At 69.1% G+C, this 15,390-nt stretch carries 12 protein-coding genes, 1 rRNA gene and 1 pseudogene; 2 read left to right on the top strand and 12 right to left on the bottom strand.

The window, feature by feature from the left end; all coding sequences use genetic code 11:
* Positions 1 to 23: 23 nt before the first annotated feature.
* The 7 genes and pseudogenes from EV192_RS14310 to EV192_RS14330 all read right to left on the bottom strand — a co-directional run bounded on the left by EV192_RS14310 (position 24) and on the right by EV192_RS14330 (position 7,723).
* On the bottom strand, positions 24 to 1,205 hold the full coding sequence (locus EV192_RS14310; protein WP_132115167.1) for a TIGR02679 family protein: 1,182 nt from the start codon (positions 1,203 to 1,205) through the stop codon (positions 24 to 26).
* Entirely contained in the window at positions 1,202 to 4,420 is a 3,219-nt protein-coding gene (locus EV192_RS14315; protein ID WP_207926024.1) for an SbcC/MukB-like Walker B domain-containing protein, read from the bottom strand. The genes EV192_RS14310 and EV192_RS14315 overlap by 4 nt, the downstream gene beginning before the upstream one ends.
* 43 nt (positions 4,421 to 4,463) lie before the next feature.
* Positions 4,464 to 4,925 carry a hypothetical protein gene (locus EV192_RS55730; RefSeq protein ID WP_243726818.1) on the bottom strand — a complete coding sequence of 154 codons (462 nt, stop codon included), beginning with the start codon at positions 4,923 to 4,925 and terminating at the stop codon, positions 4,464 to 4,466.
* Between the two features lie 88 nt (positions 4,926 to 5,013).
* Positions 5,014 to 5,457 (bottom strand): annotated as a pseudogene (locus tag EV192_RS57365) (DUF2398 family protein); the annotation flags it as partial.
* A gap of 13 nt (positions 5,458 to 5,470) precedes the next feature.
* Complete coding sequence (locus tag EV192_RS54715) at positions 5,471 to 5,869, bottom strand: DUF2398 family protein (protein WP_207926026.1); 399 nt, start codon at positions 5,867 to 5,869, stop codon at positions 5,471 to 5,473.
* Entirely contained in the window at positions 5,866 to 6,579 is a 714-nt protein-coding gene (locus tag EV192_RS14325; RefSeq protein WP_132115169.1) for a DUF2397 family protein, read from the bottom strand. Before EV192_RS14325 ends, EV192_RS54715 begins: the two co-directional genes overlap by 4 nt.
* A 40-nt stretch (positions 6,580 to 6,619) precedes the next feature.
* Positions 6,620 to 7,723, bottom strand: coding sequence for a glycosyltransferase 87 family protein (locus EV192_RS14330; RefSeq protein ID WP_132115171.1), 1,104 nt, complete (start codon positions 7,721 to 7,723; stop codon positions 6,620 to 6,622).
* 179 nt (positions 7,724 to 7,902) lie between these two features.
* On the opposite strand from EV192_RS14330, the gene EV192_RS14335 reads away from it, so the two are divergent.
* Both EV192_RS14335 and EV192_RS14340 read left to right on the top strand, forming a co-directional pair.
* Positions 7,903 to 8,427 carry an RNA polymerase sigma factor gene (locus EV192_RS14335; RefSeq protein WP_207926027.1) on the top strand — a complete coding sequence of 175 codons (525 nt, stop codon included), beginning with the start codon at positions 7,903 to 7,905 and terminating at the stop codon, positions 8,425 to 8,427.
* Positions 8,420 to 9,127 carry a hypothetical protein gene (locus EV192_RS14340; RefSeq protein ID WP_132115173.1) on the top strand — a complete coding sequence of 236 codons (708 nt, stop codon included), beginning with the start codon at positions 8,420 to 8,422 and terminating at the stop codon, positions 9,125 to 9,127. Before EV192_RS14335 ends, EV192_RS14340 begins: the two co-directional genes overlap by 8 nt.
* On the opposite strand, the gene wsfD is transcribed toward EV192_RS14340, so the two are convergent.
* The 5 genes from wsfD to rrf form a co-directional block, all read right to left on the bottom strand.
* On the bottom strand, positions 9,087 to 10,535 hold the full coding sequence (wsfD, locus tag EV192_RS14345; RefSeq protein WP_132115175.1) for a glycan biosynthesis hexose transferase WsfD: 1,449 nt from the start codon (positions 10,533 to 10,535) through the stop codon (positions 9,087 to 9,089). The two genes, EV192_RS14340 and wsfD, sit on opposite strands and share 41 nt — an antisense overlap.
* Positions 10,536 to 10,544: 9 nt before the next feature.
* Entirely contained in the window at positions 10,545 to 13,481 is a 2,937-nt protein-coding gene (locus EV192_RS14350) for a bifunctional [glutamine synthetase] adenylyltransferase/[glutamine synthetase]-adenylyl-L-tyrosine phosphorylase (protein WP_132115177.1), read from the bottom strand.
* 72 nt (positions 13,482 to 13,553) lie between these two features.
* On the bottom strand, positions 13,554 to 14,303 hold the full coding sequence (locus tag EV192_RS14355; RefSeq protein WP_132115179.1) for a type 1 glutamine amidotransferase: 750 nt from the start codon (positions 14,301 to 14,303) through the stop codon (positions 13,554 to 13,556).
* 19 nt (positions 14,304 to 14,322) lie between these two features.
* The gene (locus EV192_RS14360; RefSeq protein ID WP_132115181.1) at positions 14,323 to 15,141 is read right to left on the bottom strand and encodes a GNAT family N-acetyltransferase; all 819 of its coding nucleotides are present in this window, start codon (positions 15,139 to 15,141) and stop codon (positions 14,323 to 14,325) included.
* A gap of 71 nt (positions 15,142 to 15,212) precedes the next feature.
* Positions 15,213 to 15,329 (bottom strand): 5S ribosomal RNA (gene rrf, locus EV192_RS14365).
* Positions 15,330 to 15,390 lie beyond the last annotated feature (61 nt).

The following is a 15,390-nucleotide window of genomic DNA, read 5'->3' on the forward strand; positions in this document are numbered from 1 at the left end:
TGGCGGGCCGTCGTGCATCCCGGTTACGCGCCGCTGAGGTCGTTGAGCAGCAGCGGGATGAGACGTTCTTCCATGATGGCTCGGCCGTGGCGGGCCATGTGGTCGGCGAGGTTCGGTTCCCATGGGCTGGTGGCCGGTGGGCCTTTCAGGGGTTCCGAGTCGCCGGTTTCCAGCGCCGTGAGGTAGTCGGTGCAGGTCATTCGCCAGGGAATGGCTTGGTGGCGGGTGATTGCCGTGGCAGTGGTGCGCAGGCCGGTCCAGTCGAAGTCGCCGCGCCAGTGGAGTCGGCCGCGAAATGCCGTGAGCAGTGTGTGGCAGGCGGCGGAGGGTTGGCCTTCGGTGCAGATCAGGGTGGTGGTGGCGGCACCGAGTTGGGATGCGGCTGCGCGTAGTACCGCTGGGTTCTCGCAGACGTAGATGTCTTGGCCGGTGGGGACAATGGGTGCGAGGTTGAGTTGGTGCAGGGTCAGTCGGAAGGGGATGCCGGTGTCGGCGGCGTCGCGGAGCCAGGTGGCCACCGCGTGATCTCCGGCCGGTCGGACGTTGAGGACCAGGACTTGGCTGGCCAGGTCGTCGACGATCACACCGGCTGTCTCCCAGTGGACACGCGCTGGGGTGTCGGCGCCGTCGCGCAATGCCAACGCGCGCAGGACCAATGTGGCCAGTGGGGTGCCGGCGAGCGCTTTCGTGTTGCCGGTGGTTTGTTCGGCCAGGACTGGCAGCGGCACGTTGTCGGCGGGCAGGCGGTCCAGGATCTGGGCGGCCCTGGAGAGTTCTTCGGCTTCGCCGCGACGCACCAGCCGGGTGAGTGTGCCGTCCGTGGCCACACCGTCCAGCCAGGCAACGAACCAGGGCTCGGTTCGGTGTCGTGGGCAGTGTGCGCTCGCCTGGGTCAGCGCGTCGCTCGAGGCTTCCGCCTCGGTGGCTCGCTCGACCGCTCGGTACCGCAACGGCCCCAACACCGTGTGCAGGCCCGCTCCGCACAAGTCATGCAGCGCTTGATCAAGCTCAGCCAGGTCGATCCGTAAAGTTCGGACATCTGCGGGCCGGTGCCGGCCGGTGATGCCGATGACGACACGGCGCTCGGCGTCCGTCGGGTCCCGCAGGCTGACGCCTCCGATGAGCTGACCCGAGTCCCGTTCCAGCTTCCGCCGCGCGGCCGCCAACAGCCGCTGCCAGCCCGGGTCACCAAGCAAATCGCTCATTCGTCGTCCTCGGCGGACAACGCCTGCTGACCGTCACTGATCGGGCGACGGCGGGTGCCGGGCGAGCCGAGAGCGGCGGCCAGGTCGTCGGTGCCGTCGGCGAGGATCTCCTTGCCGTCCCACACCAACAGCAACGCGCTGACGGTGTGCTCGACGGCGGAGTGCGACAGGTCGTAGTGGGCGCACGCCGGTACCGTGTCGTACGTCGCCCACAGGTCGTAGCCGGTCATGAACAGGTCCAGGTCGAACTGGGCGGTCAGCCCGAGCAGCTCGCGGCGGCCAGTGTCGTCCACTCCCGCGAACGCCTCGTCCAGCGCCAGCAACCGTGGGCAATGCGGGTACGCGGAGAACAGCGTCACGTGCGCGGCGGCGAACAGCGGCAGGTGCAGCGACACGGACTGTTCCCCGCCGGACAGGGTGCTGTGCCGGGCCTGGGTCAGCCGTTCCTCGCTGCCGTCACCCCCGACCAGCGTGAACGCGAACGTCCGCCAACGCCGGTAGTCCAGTACGTCGGCGAGCAGATCGGCGTACGACTTGTCCTGGTGCTGCGCGCGTGCGGTTTTGATCTTGCTCGCGAAATGCGCTCGCATGTGCGCCAGGTCTTCCGGGCCGAGCCGGGAAGCGTCGCGGTCCAGCAGCCGGCAGACGTCCCGCTGCCCTTCGTCGAGGTTGTCCGCGAGTTCCCAGTGCACTCCGACGGTCACGCCTGAGGACATCCGCCGGGTCCGCATCTCCGTGCTCATCCGGCCGATCAGGTCCCGGGCGTCGATGGTCCGGTCGTGGATCTGCTGCGCCAGCCGACCGAGCAACGCGTCTTCGAGGATGCGCCGCTCCGCTTCCTCGACCAGCTCCGCTGGAGGTGGCCAGTCCTCGGCCGCGGTCGGCCACGCTGGGCCGGCCGGCACGCGCAGCAGGTCCAGGATCTCCCTGTGCGCGTACGGCGCGAGCCGGCCGGCGTCGGCCTGTGCCTCAGCGATCGCGCTGCCCAGTGCCGTGTGTGCGCCGGTGACCGCGCTTCTGGCCTCGCCGGCCGCGGTGTCCGCAGCGCTCTTGGTGCCTCGCCGCCTGCGCAGTTCCGCGTCGGTGGCGACGATACGCTCCTTGACCGACTCGATGTCCCGCAACACCTTCTCGACGTCATCGCCCACCGACGCGCGCAGCGTGGCCAGTCCCTCTTCCTGCTCGGCGTGGACTTGTTCGGCGCCGGTCGCCTTCTCGGCGAGTTCAGCGGCCTCTGTCCTTGCGTCGACCAGTCGTCGCTCGGCGCCTGCGACGGCCTCCACACAGTCCTTTTCCACGCCGCGGGCGGTGGTGAGCGCGACCGCCGAACGGCTGAACCGGTCGACGGCGGCGGCCACACTGTCCACTGTGTCCGGTGAGACGCGATGGTCGGCCGCGGTCCGGGTCAGCCGCCGTTGCCGGTCACCGGCTTCGGCGACGGCACGGTCCAGCTTGCCGCTCGCGGCGTCTCTGGTCGCCCGGTGCGCCCGCAACTCGCCCACCGCTTCAGTCTGCTTGCGCACCGCTACCGCGATCGGGCCAGTCTTGGGCAGCTCGCCACGCGCCGCGGCCAGATCACCGAGCAGTGCCTCGATCCGCCCGATCGCGCCGGCCAACTCGTCAGCGACCAGAACGCCCTCGGCGATCTGGTCGTCGAGCTCGGCCAGCCGCAGTTCCCGACGACGCCGACGTGCCGTCACGCCCACGAATTCCGCGTCAGCCTTGGTGTGCGCGCCTACCTGTACGCCCTGGGCGAAAGCGCCGCCGAGGGAAACGGCCGGCGCACCACCGCCGGTGGGCACGTCCTCAACCATGGCGATCGACGCGAGAATCGCGCGCACCCGCCCGGTGTCGACACCGGCGCCGGACTCGGGCACCAAGACGTCGGCCAGGGTCGGCCCAGACGGCCGCCGGGCCTCGGTGAGGGGCATCAGGTAGCCGTCGGAACGTCCAGTGGCGACAGCGGTTTTCGTCGCGTCGTCATCCACGTCGACCCACGCGTCCAACACGTTCGCAGCGGCCAGCGCGGCTTCCACCGCGGCGGCTCGCTCGGCGGGCAACCCGTCCGCGAAACGGACCAGACGCCACAGCGGCGCACCTGCGCGGTCCGCACGCGACGCGGTACGCGCACCGAACGGCTCGGGCGCATCGTCGTGTTCCCTAGCGATCCGGTCACGTTGCTGGCGCAGCGAATCGAGGTCCGCACGCGCCTTGTCCAGCTTCACGGACAGGCGATGCAGCTCGGCCTGGTTGGCCTGGACGCCCGCACTGGTGAGGCCGTCGAACGTCGACTCGAGCGTAGCCGCGTCGGGCTCGCCGACCAGGTCCAACACGGTGACCAACGACTCAAGGCACGCCACGACGCCAAGGTCGGCCAATGTCCGCGCATGCCGTGAGTCCCAACCCGCCAACGCTTCCCGCGTGTCGGCGCGGGCACAGGTCAGGTGCTCGGCAGCGTCCCGCTCAGTGGCCTCGGCGGCGAGGACGCCCTGTTCGGCATCACCGAGCGCCTCGTCGCACCGGGTTCGCTCGTCGTTCGCGCGACGCAGATTCTCCATTGCGGCGCGGACCATTTGAACGTCCTCGGCGCGGCCCGTGACCCGCGCACTCACCCGGTCACCGAACGCGATGTCAGGTTCGGCGTCAGCCGCGCTCCACACGATGCCCGCGTCCTCGGCGTCCTCGGCGACGACCGCAGCGGCTCGGGTGATCGCGTGACGCGCGGACGCGAGCCGCTCCCGCGCGTTACGCAGCTCGGTTTCCCGTTGCGCCGCAGTCATTGCCGCCCGGTTCGCCGCCTCGCGCTGCTGCCGCGCGGCCACCGCCAGCTTACCGACCAGGTCGGAGAGCCGTTCCAGATCGCCCTTGTGCTGCCGATAGGCCGGACTGTCCTGATGGGACTCCAGGGCGGCGCGAAGTTTCCCCAGTGCCGCTTCGGTTTCGGTCACCGCCGCGGCCGCCGAGTCCTGGGCCGCGATCGCCGCCGCACGAGTGGACAGCACTTCGGCGAGCCCGACGCGGGCCTGCTCGACGTCGGATCGGCGTCGAGCCACCACATCAGCCGCGGCTCTCGCGTGCGTACGCAGGTAAGTGGTGTAGCTGGCGAGGAACGCGGACGCCGCGTTGTCGGCCCGCACCAGACCTTCCAGGGTGCGCTGCACCGCTTCCATGTCGTCGAACGACCGGGCCGCCTCGGTGATCAGCTCGTCGTCCAACGGCCGCAACCCGTCCGACAGGGTCCGGGAAAGCCCTTTGGGGTCACTGCGCCACGAGCTGCTTGCGGGTCAGCGGGCGGTCGTCCAGGCCGAGCAGCGAGAAATCCACGCCGACCCGGCCGTCGACGACGAAGTACCACCGGGTGACCTTGTCGTTGTGCCGCTGGGCCCGCAGCCCGACGCCGACTGTCACGGCCTCGCCCGAGCTGTGCCCGAACTCCAGCCACACGTAGGCGTGCGCGGTCTCCTGCTTGCGGTACAGCAGGTTCGACTTCATCGTGCGGTCCTCGCCCGCGAACGGGTTGAGCCGGCGCGGCTCGATCCGGCCGTCCAGGACGAACGGGAACAACACCTCCAGGGCCTTGGTCTTGCCCGAGCCGTTCGGGCCGCGCAACACCAGCCGGCCGTCGGCGAAGACGAACTCCTCGTCCCGGTAGTCCCACAGGTTGACGACACCGGCGCGAACCGGCCGAAATCGTCCACTGTGTACAGATAGGTCCGTCACGGGTCGGCATCGCCATCCTGGCCAGCGGCGACGCGTCCAGGTCGTCGATCCGGTCCGCGATCTCCCCGATGAGCAGCAACGCCGCCTGGGCCACCGTGCCCGTCCCAGGGAATCGCACGTCCGAGAACGCGCCCGAGGTGTCCAGCAACGCGACGCCTTCCGCGCGCCGCTCGGAGGGTAGGCCGGTGAGCCGTTCGATGTCGGCGACCGCATGCGGCCCGCGCAGGATGTTGGCGGCGTCATCCTCGAGCTCCGAGTAGTACGCCACCGGCCGCTCCACCAGGGCACGTCGGGCCCGGTGGCCCGCCTCCCGCCGTCGGGTGTCCCGGCTCGCCGCCGTCCACCGCGCCAGCAGCGACGTCACGCTCCGCAGGTGCTGCAGAACCCTGGTGGGCCGGTACACGGCGTGCACGACGTCACGGTCGATGTCGTACAGCGCCTCCCCGGAGTTCGGGTCGTCGGCCCAGCGGCGTGCGCTGCCGTCAGCCAGCCGCAACGCGCCGCGCGCCGCCAGCCACGCCACGGCGTCCACGAACGCGGCCCGGTCACTGGCCCGCTCGGTGGACAGGCCCCCTGGTCGCGTCGGCCGCGACCGCGTCGGCCAGCTCGGACAACGCGATCTGGGTGCCGGAGCGGCCCAACGCGGCCAGGGTCAGCGCCAGGTAGGCATAGCGCCGCCGGTCGAACGGGCGGTCGGTCTGGGTGCGGGCCGGCTGGGTCGGGTCGAGACCGTCCATCACGCGCAGCAGCCGCGCGGTCGACGGGGACAGCTCCAGCCGGTAGCCGAAGGCGTCAGCGAGGTCCGAGCGCAGCTCAGTGGCCCACCGACGGACCAGGGGCAGGCTGTCGGGGTCCGGATAGGTCTCGGTGATCACCGGGTGGGCCAGCACGGTCCGGACGGCCCGCTGGTACGAGGCGAGTTCGAAGGTCGGGATCTCGATCACCGCGGCGTCACCACCAGCGCCAGACGATCCAGGTGCAGGATTTCCCGAACAGTGCGCACCACGGTGGACACCGGGTGCGGGCGCAAGGTCAGCCGTACACCGTACGCGGATCCGCTGCCGCCGACCGCGCCCGACACCGCGACCCGGGCGGCCAACGCCAGGTCCAGCAGGCCGAGCAGCAAGTCGGTCTCGGTGTCGTCCAGTACGCGCCCGTCCACACCGGCGGCCAACGACTCGGCGGCGGCGGCGGTCATGGCCTGGCGTTCGGCGAGCTGGCGCTCCCGCAGCCGACGGCGGCCCGCGTCGTTGCGTTCCACCCGGGCAGGCGCGCCCGGCTTGGCCGACTTCCCGTAGCCCGCCTGGGAGAACTGGTAGACGTAGTGCCGGTTGCGATATTCGGACAAGGTCGCCGCGCGGGCGCCGTCGTAGCTGCGTTCCAGCACGTGCCAGCCGTGGAGCTGGTCGAGCAACGGCGTGAGCTCACCACTGACGGACGGCATTTCCGGATGCTCGGCCGTCAGTTCGGTCAGGTTCGCCGCGACCTCACTGGCGTGCAACAGGACCACGTAGTTCGCGCGGGCGTGCTCGAACGCCCGCAACACCCACAGGTAGTCGACGCGCTTGTCCGCCGCCGCGAAGTTGAACAGCCGCAGCCGGTCGTCCAGCTCAAAGGCCCCGATGCTGAACACGGACCCGTGGTCGTCGACCATTTATCGCCCCCCGCCTGGCGATCCTACGGTCTGTGCCGATTCACGCCAGTTGTCTTGCGGGGGTGAGCATGTCCGGCAGGGGTGCCAGGCGGCGGCCCACTTCCTTGTAGGCGACGAGGCCGACGACCGCGACGGCGTACAGGAAGAAGGCGTCCCCGATCAGGTTCTGCCAGCCCGTCCAGGGTTGGACCGGGAACCACCAGTGCGGGGCCAGCACGAAGACCACCGCGCCGGTCGCCGCCAACACGCGATAACCGTTGCCGGCGAGGGCCAGCAGCAGCGGCACACACCAAACCCAGTGATGCGACCAGGAAATCGGCGACAGCAACAACATCGCCACCGCGTTCAGGCTGAACGCCAGCGTCGGCTCCACTCGGCGCATGGCCATCACCGTGCAGGTCAGCACCGCGACCGCCAGGGCGAGCCACACCCCGGTGCCCAGGCCGAGCCGGGCCAGGACGCCGTGGATCGACTGGTTCGCCAGGTAGTCGGTTCCGACTTTCTCGTTGGTGTGGAAGACCGCGAAGGTCCAGAACTTGATCGATGTGTTCCAGGTCAGCAGGAAACCGACCGCGGTGGCCGCCAGGAACGACAGAACCGTGGTGACCGACGCCCGAAAGTCGCGGCGGAGCAGGAAGAACAGGATGAAGGCGGCCGGGGTGAGCTTGATCGCCGCGGCCAGGCCGACCAGGACTCCCCTGGGCCAGTGGGGTTTCCTGACCAGACAGTCGGCGGCCACCATGGCCATCAGGATCACGTTGATCTGGCCGTAGTCCAGGGTGGACCGGATCGGCTCGATCAGCAGCGCCAAGGGCAGCAGGGCCATCCACTTCAGCGACTTGCCGAGGGAGCTGAGCACCACCGCCAAGGTGAGCGCGGTCAGCGCGACCGTGGCCACGATCAACAGGACGTTCGCCAGCGCGAACGGAATCACCGTCATCGGGGCCATCAGCACCGCGGAAATCGGCGGATAGATGAACGGCAGCGGGATTCCCACCTGGGTTTTCGGGAGCGTTCCGTAGAGGTCGCCACCGTCCAGCCAGGCCTGCACGCCCAACCGGTAGACCTCCAGGTCGATCCGGTAGCCGATACGCAGATACCAGGCTGTCACCAGGATGGTGGCAGTCCACGTGAAAACGCGCATATCCCCTACGTCTACACAGGTCCGGTGCGCAAGATGGTAAAGATGCGACTTATGTGCAACTTATCACCCCAGGGCAACCACATGACGCCGCGGGCCCTGCGCGGAACCATTGGGCCTCGGCCGGTGTAGCAAGAGTAAGCACCTGAGGCGAGGAGCCGCAAACGGAAGACGACGAGGCCGTGCGCCGGGCACGTGCCGGCGACCTTGACGCGTACGCCGTCCTGGTCGCCCGGTACAGCACGGCCGCGCACCGGACCGCGTACCTTCTCGGCGCCGGCGACGACGCCAAGGACGTGGTGCAGGACGCGTTCGTGAAGGGCTTCCGCGGGCTCGGGTCGTTCCGGGACGGCTCCGGGTTCCGGCCGTGGCTGTTGCAGATAGTCGCCAACGAGACACGGAACCTGCACAGGTCACAGCGCAGGCGGGGGACCTACGAGCTGCGCCTGGCGACCATGACGGACACCGTCGACCACCGGGACCCGGCGTCAGTGGCCCTGGTGGACGCCACCCGCACCGCGTTGCTCGACGCGGTGAAGACACTGCCGGAGAAGGACCGGCTCGTGGTCACCTGCCGGTACCTGCTGGACATGACCGAGGCAGAGACCGCGCAAACGCTTGGCATGGCCCGCGGCACGGTCAAGTCGCGGCTGTCCCGGGCGCTGAAACGGCTCCGCCCGATGCTGGAGGGGGTGGCTGATGACTGACGACCAGCTCGAAGCCGCCCTCCGCGACCTCGGCACGCACATCGACGTACCGGACACGCCCGACGTCACGGCGTCGGTCACCGCACGGCTCAGCGTCAGGGAACGCCGTACATGGAAGCTACGGCCGGTGCTCACGACTGTGCTCGCCCTTCTTCTCGCGTTCGCCCTCGCCCTCGCGGTGTCACCGGACGTACGCGCCGGTGTCTCGCATCTGCTGCGGTTCGCCGGGATCGAGTTCCGGTCCGATCCGCCACCCCCGATCACCCCAGCGCCGACTACCACCGCTACCCCCACGCTGGCGCCCGGCGAACGCGTCGTGCCCCTGGACGAAGCGCGCGGGAAGTTCCCGGTCATCGTGCCGAAGGCCCTTGGCCAGCCGAACGAGGTGCACGTCACCGAGACCTCGGTCTCCCTGCTGTACGACAACGCCAGGGTGGACGAGTTCAACGGCGGGATCAGCATGGTCATGGCGAAGTTCGTCACCGCGGACCAGCTGGAGCGGATCAAGGTGAACGGGGTCGACGGCTACTGGGTGAACGGCCCGCACGAGGTGATCTACGACGATCCCCGCGGCTACACCCGGACCGGGACCGCGCGGATGTCGGCGAAGACCCTGATCTGGCAGGTGGGGACGACCACGCTGCGACTGGAGGGCGACTTCACCCGGGAGCGGGCTGTTTCGATCGCCGAGAACGGGTAGTTCGTCTGTACGCCTTGGGCGACGCCGTGATCCCGACACCGGCCGTGCGGGACGGCCGGCTGTCCGGGTTGCGGACGAGTGATGGCGTTTGGACCAGCGCGGCCAACACGCCGCAGAACAACGCGATCGTCTGGTGCTTGACACCTTCGATGCCTTCGCCGAGCGCGGCGATCAGGAACTGGCTGGCAGCCGTTCCCAGCAACAGGAACACGGCAACCGCGATCTCTCTGCGACGACGCCACAATCGCACCCCGCCCCACGCGGTCAGACCCCACAACGGCACGAGTAGGAACAGCCCCAGCGGAGCCACCAGGCCGGCGAGCCCGGAGATCACCGGTACCCGGTACTCCCGTGCTCCCGGTGGTTCGCCGGCGTTCGCGGCGAAGCTGCCGAGGTTGGCCGGGCGTGCGGTGAGCTGGTCCTGGGCGCCGCGCTGCAGGATCGCCAACGTCCGGCCGGGATGCTGGACGTAGTACCTGATCAGGTTCGTGGTGACGATCTTGTCCCGGTACCGCTGGTATTCCGGGTCGTACTGGGCGGAGTTCGAGGCCCAGAAGTTGGTGCCGACATATCGCTCGAACGACGCCGGCAGCCCGAGATCCGCGAGGTCGGCGCGGGTGTCGCCGCTGCCGTCCAGGATGCTGTCGAAGATCGCGTGGTACGCGTTCGCCTCGCGGTATTCGCTCCCCGCGGACGCACCACCGACCTGTGTCAACACGGTGCCGGCGCTCACGGTGACGATCACGGCCACCGGCAGCACCCATCGCTTCGCCCAGTGCGACAACAGCATCGCCAGGATCAGCAACGGCAGGATGACCAAGGTCTGGGCTTTCGCGTTGATGGCGATCAGCGCGCCGACGACCGTGACGGCCGCGCCGAAGTACCGCCAGCGCTGCATCATCAACAGGCCGCCGACAAGCATGAGAATGCCGATGAACGCCGCGCCTTCGCTCAGCACGGAGGCGAAGTACCCGAAGAACGCCGAATCGGCGACGACGAGTAGCAACAGGACAGTCGCGACGACCTGCCAGCGCGTCGTCAACCTGAGGCCGAGGACCGTCAACGCGATCCCCAGAGCCGCCAGCACACAACACAGGACACCCAGGACGACCAGGTCGACCGCGGAGTCGAGACCGAACAGCCGGCCCAGCCACTGCGCGGCCCGGTCCAGCCACAGCTGGCTGGTGACGTACAGGCTGGAGCACGGCGGTGCGGCCGGGTAGTCGAACTGGACGAACCTCTCGGTCAGGCGGGCCGGATCGTTGACGCCCAGCCGGCACAACAGCCGCCAGCCGTCGCCGTTGTCCGCGATGCCCACGGGCTTGGGCACCAGGAACCGGAACAGCAGAACGGCGAGCGAGGTGGCGAACACCCCGCTCGCGGTCCGGAGGCTCTGGATACGCGGCACTTGCGAAACCTAGGCGTAGAAGATTCGTTCCACAACGGCCCTTGTTCGCCGGGTGGTCCGCCGGTAGCTGTCCAGGAACTCGCCGGGGTCGGCGTCCCGCGGGTAGCCGAGCGCGTTCGCCACCGCGGCAAGTTCACGTCCGGACGTCGGCACTTGGTCAGTCGGCTTGCCACGCACCAAAGTGGCCGCGTTGCGCACACTCGTGGCCAGCACCCAGGCCGACCGGAGTTCCTCGGCGTCCTCGGCGGTGATCAAGCCCACGTCCACCGCGGCCACCAGCCCGTCGAGTGTCCGGGTGGTACGCAGCGAAGGCTCTTCATACGCGTGCTGCATCTGCAGCAACTGCACGGTCCATTCGATGTCCGCCAGGCCGCCACGCCCGAGCTTCGTGTGGGTCGTCGGGTCGGCCCCGCGCGGCAACCGTTCGGTCTCCACCCGCGCCTTGATCCGGCGGATCTCCCGGACAGCGGTCGCGTCCAAACCTCCTGCCGGATAACGGATCTCGTTGACCGACTCGAGAAAACGCGCGCCCAGCCGGTCGTCGCCGGCGACGAAGTCGGCCCGCAGCAAAGCCTGCGCCTCCCAGATCTCGCCCCACCGCCGGTAGTAGGCGACGTACGAGTCGAGCGTGCGCACGAGCGGCCCCTGCCTGCCTTGCGGCCGCAGGTCGACGTCCACTTCGAGCGCTGGATCCTGGCTGGGCGCACCGAGTTGCCGACGCATCGCCTCGGCGACCGCCGACGCGAACTTGACGGCTTCGTCGTCGCTGACGCCAGGAACGGGCTCGCACACGAACATGACGTCCGCGTCGGAGCCGTAGCCCAGTTCGTGACCGCCGAGCCGACCCATGCCGATGATCGCGATGTTCGCCTTGGGCCAACCGCCTGCCTCCACGGACTTCTCCCGTTCAGCGGCGGCCAAAGCGGACTGCAGCACGGCGACCCACACGCTCGACAACGCGTTGCACACCGCAGTCGTCTCCATGAGCCCCAGGAGGTCCGCGCACGCCACGCGCGCAAGCTCGTGCCGTCTCAACGACCGTGCCGCGGTCACCGCGCCGATGAGATCCCGATGGCGGCCTACGGCATTGCGCAGTGATGTGGCGACTTCGGCTGGGTCACGGCCAGCGAGTTCATCGGTGTGCGCGAGGAGCCGCAGCACCTCAGGCGCCCGCGCCAGCATGTCCGGGACGAGCTTCGACAGGCCGAGCAACTGCGCGAGCCGTTCCACGACCGCGCCTTCGTCCCGCAACAGCCGCAGATACCACGGTGTCGTCGCGAGCGCCTCGGACATCTTCCGGTACGACAGCAGGCCGCCGTCCGGATCAGGCGTGTGCGCAAGGAGATCCAGGATCACGGGCAGCAACGCGCCCTGGATGGCGGCCCGCCGCGACACCCCTGACGTGAGGGCCTGGATGTGGTGCAAAGCGCCTTCCGGGCTGGTGAACCCCAGCGCGCCGAGCCTCGCCGCGGCTTCCACTGTGGTCAGGCGCAACGCTTCCGTCGGTACTTTCGCGACGGCGTCCAGCAACGGCCGGTAGAACAGCTTCTCGTGCAACCGTCGAACGCGGTTGGAGTGCCGCCGAAACTCCGACAGCAACACCTGTTCCTCCGCGCGGCCGCCATCGGGCCGTACGCCGGCCGCGCGCGCGAGCCAACGCAGGTCGCCTAGGTTGCTCTCGTCCGGAAACAGATGGGTGCGACGCAGCTTCTGCAGCTGCAGACGGTGTTCCAACGTACGCAGGAACCGGTACGACTCACCCAACGCGGCCGCGTCCGCCCTGCCGACGTAACCGCCGGCGCCCAACGCTGTCAGAGCTGACGTGGTGGAACCCAGCCGCAGCCGTTCGTCGCTTCGGCCGTGCACCAACTGCAGCAGCTGCACGGCGAACTCGACGTCCCGCAGCCCGCCCCGGCCCAGCTTCAGCTCACGGTTGACCAGGTCGGCGGGCACGTGGTCCTCGACCCGGCGGCGCATCTGCTGCACGTCGGCCACGAACCCGTCCCGGTCGGCGGCCGTCCACACCATCGGCCGCACGACGTCCAGGTACCGCTCGCCCAGCTCGACGTCGCCGGCGACCGGACGGGCCTTGAGCAGGGCCTGGAACTCCCAGGTCCGCGCCCACCGCTTGTAGTACGCGGCGTGCCCGTCCAAGGTCCGCACGAGCGCGCCGGCCTTGCCTTCGGGGCGCAAAGCCGCGTCGACCTCGAAGCAGGCCGAGCCGGCCACGGTCATCATCCGGCTGGCCAACCGGGTGGCGATGTCCAGGTTGCCCTCACCGACGAACACGACGTCGACGTCGCTGACGTAGTTCAGTTCCCGGCCGCCGCACTTGCCCATCGCGATCACCGCGAGCTGCGCGTCCCGCCCGTCGATCTCGGCATGCGCGACCACCAACGCCGCCCGCAGTGCCTCCTCAGCCAGGTCTGTCAGCCGCGCGGTGACGTCTTCGAAGGCCGGCGCGTACAGCGTCGGCTCGACAAGGTGGCCCAGGTCGTCGGCGGCGATCTCCATCAACCGCGCCCGATACGCCTGCCTGAGGGCCCGTACCGCTTCGGGCCCGGTCAGTCCGTCGACCGCGGCGAGCAGATCCGGTGGCTCGGTGTCGTGCAGATCGTGCCATTCGTCCGGGTTGGCCACGAGGAAATCGGACAGCGCGGTGGACGCGCCGAGCACGGCGATCAGGCGTCCGCGCAGCGTGACGTCATCCCGGAGGGCGAGGTCGAGCGTGTCCCACGACCGTCCGACGGACTCACGCAGCCGGTCGATCCCGCGCAGCGCGAGATCGGGGTCCGGGCTTCGGGAGAAGGCGGTCAGCATCGGCTCGACACCTCTCACCGGGCCGCCGTCGTTCCACCATCCGGCGGCGCGAAGCTCGACGTCAGCACGGTCGTCCGTGAGCCCGAACCGGGCGGTGGACAGGACGGGACGAACGCGATCAGCCATCGATCACGAACCTACGCCACAACACGCGAACACCCCAGCCGGCAAAGCGACGCATGGCCACCGTTCCGGGCCTCAGACCAGGGGCAGGGTGGTTCGGGCCTGGTCCGCCATGGCCAGCTCCCCCGCGGCCAACCGGACGAACCGGGCGGCGAACGGCCGCCAGGTCTCGGCGATGTCCTCGTGCGCCGTGTCCAGGCGGTCCTTGTCCAGCTCCCCGGGACGCGCCAGGACAGCGACCTCCGGGGCCGTCCGGGCCCAGTCCAGGACGATCTCGGTGGTGGTCTCGATGTGGAACTGGAGGCCGTAGCCGCAGCCGTTGATCCGGAACGCCTGGTTCGGGTACTTGTGCGACGAAGCCATCAGCTCGGCCCCGGGTGGCAGCCGGTCGATGGTGTCCACATGGAAGTGCATCACGTCGAGAACCATGGGCTGCTCGCCGAACAACGGGTCGATCCACGCGACATCCCGTTTCGCGACCATCGCCGGACCGACCTCGGGCCCGGCGTCACCGACCACGACCCGCCCGCCAGTCGCCGCCGCCAACAGTTGGCCTCCCAGGCACACACCGAGTGTCGGCACGCGGTTGCCGACCGCGCTGGCGAGCAGCTGGCGAACGTCCCTGAGCCACGGGTGTTTCAGGTCGTCCATCGCGCCCATCTCGCCGCCCAGGCACACAACACCCTGGTAGCCGGCGAGCTCCGGCAGCGGCTCAGCAGCGGGGCGGACAACGTCGAGTCGCGCTCCCGCGTCGGTGAGCCATGTGCCGAGGCTGGCTGGTGGATCGGTGTCGTCCGGCTGGACCACGAGCAGGCGGGGCGTCATACCTGACACGGTAATCCTTCTACTTGAACATGTATTCCGCCGAGTCCATCAGCGGCCGGTAGCCGATCCTCGGGTAGATCCGGTTGGTCACCGGGTTTCCGAGGTCGGTGAAGAGCAGCACGTGGTCCGCTCCTTGGTCGAGCGCCCACCGGGAGGCCGCCGCGGTCGCCGCCGAGGCGTAGCCGTGGCCGCGGTGCTCCGGCGGTGTGTAGACGGGCGAAACGCGGACCATGCCCTCGAACGGGCCTCGGGCGCCGGCGAACGCCACCGGCTCGCCGTCGACTTCCCAGATGACGTTGACGGCCCCCAGCTCCAGGGACTTCCTGGCCGCGGCCTCGGCAGGTTCCCCAGGGGCTCCGGGGACTGCTTCGGCCATGAACCGCTGACGCCAGTCGATCAGCAAGTCCAGATCCGCTTCGGTGCCCACCCGCCCGTCACCTCGGACAATGGGTGGTTTCAGTTCGTCCAGTTCGAAAAGCCGGGAGCCGAATCTCAGTTCAGCGGTTGTGCCGGTCCGTTCCGTCCAGGCTCGCACAAAAGGCTCAACGGATGCGAGCGGACCGGTGGCACCGGTGAGTTCCGGCCGGACCAGTTGAATCGTCTCGGCGACCAGTTCGGTGGCTTCAAGCGGAAGGGCGCTGGTGAGCAGCGGATACGGCGGCACCTGAATCACCGCGCCGGCGAAGCTTCCGTTGTCGTGCAGCGTGATCATGAGCGCGTCTTCGCCGGCCCGGTCGACCGCGGTAAGCATGATCGTGTGCCGGATCGGGTCGGCGGCCAGCAGCGGTCCGACCAGCTCCTTGTAGGTCTCGACGGTCTCGTGGACGCGGGCTTCCATGACTCAACGATAGGAAGGTGCGCAAACGGAAAAGGGCCCCGCGAGTACTCAGCGGGGCCCTTCCAACGAAGCTACGGCGGTGTCCTACTCTCCCACACCCTACCGAGTGCAGTACCATCGGCGCTGGAAAGCTTAGCTTCCGGGTTCGGAATGGGACCGGGCGTCACCTCTCCGCTAAAACCACCGTAACACCATGAAACACACACACCGGAGGCGTGCTGTCTCAGAACCGTACAGTGGATGCGTAAC

This window comes from Actinocrispum wychmicini, from assembly GCF_004345645.1.
Lineage (GTDB): Bacteria > Actinomycetota > Actinomycetes > Mycobacteriales > Pseudonocardiaceae > Kibdelosporangium > Kibdelosporangium wychmicini.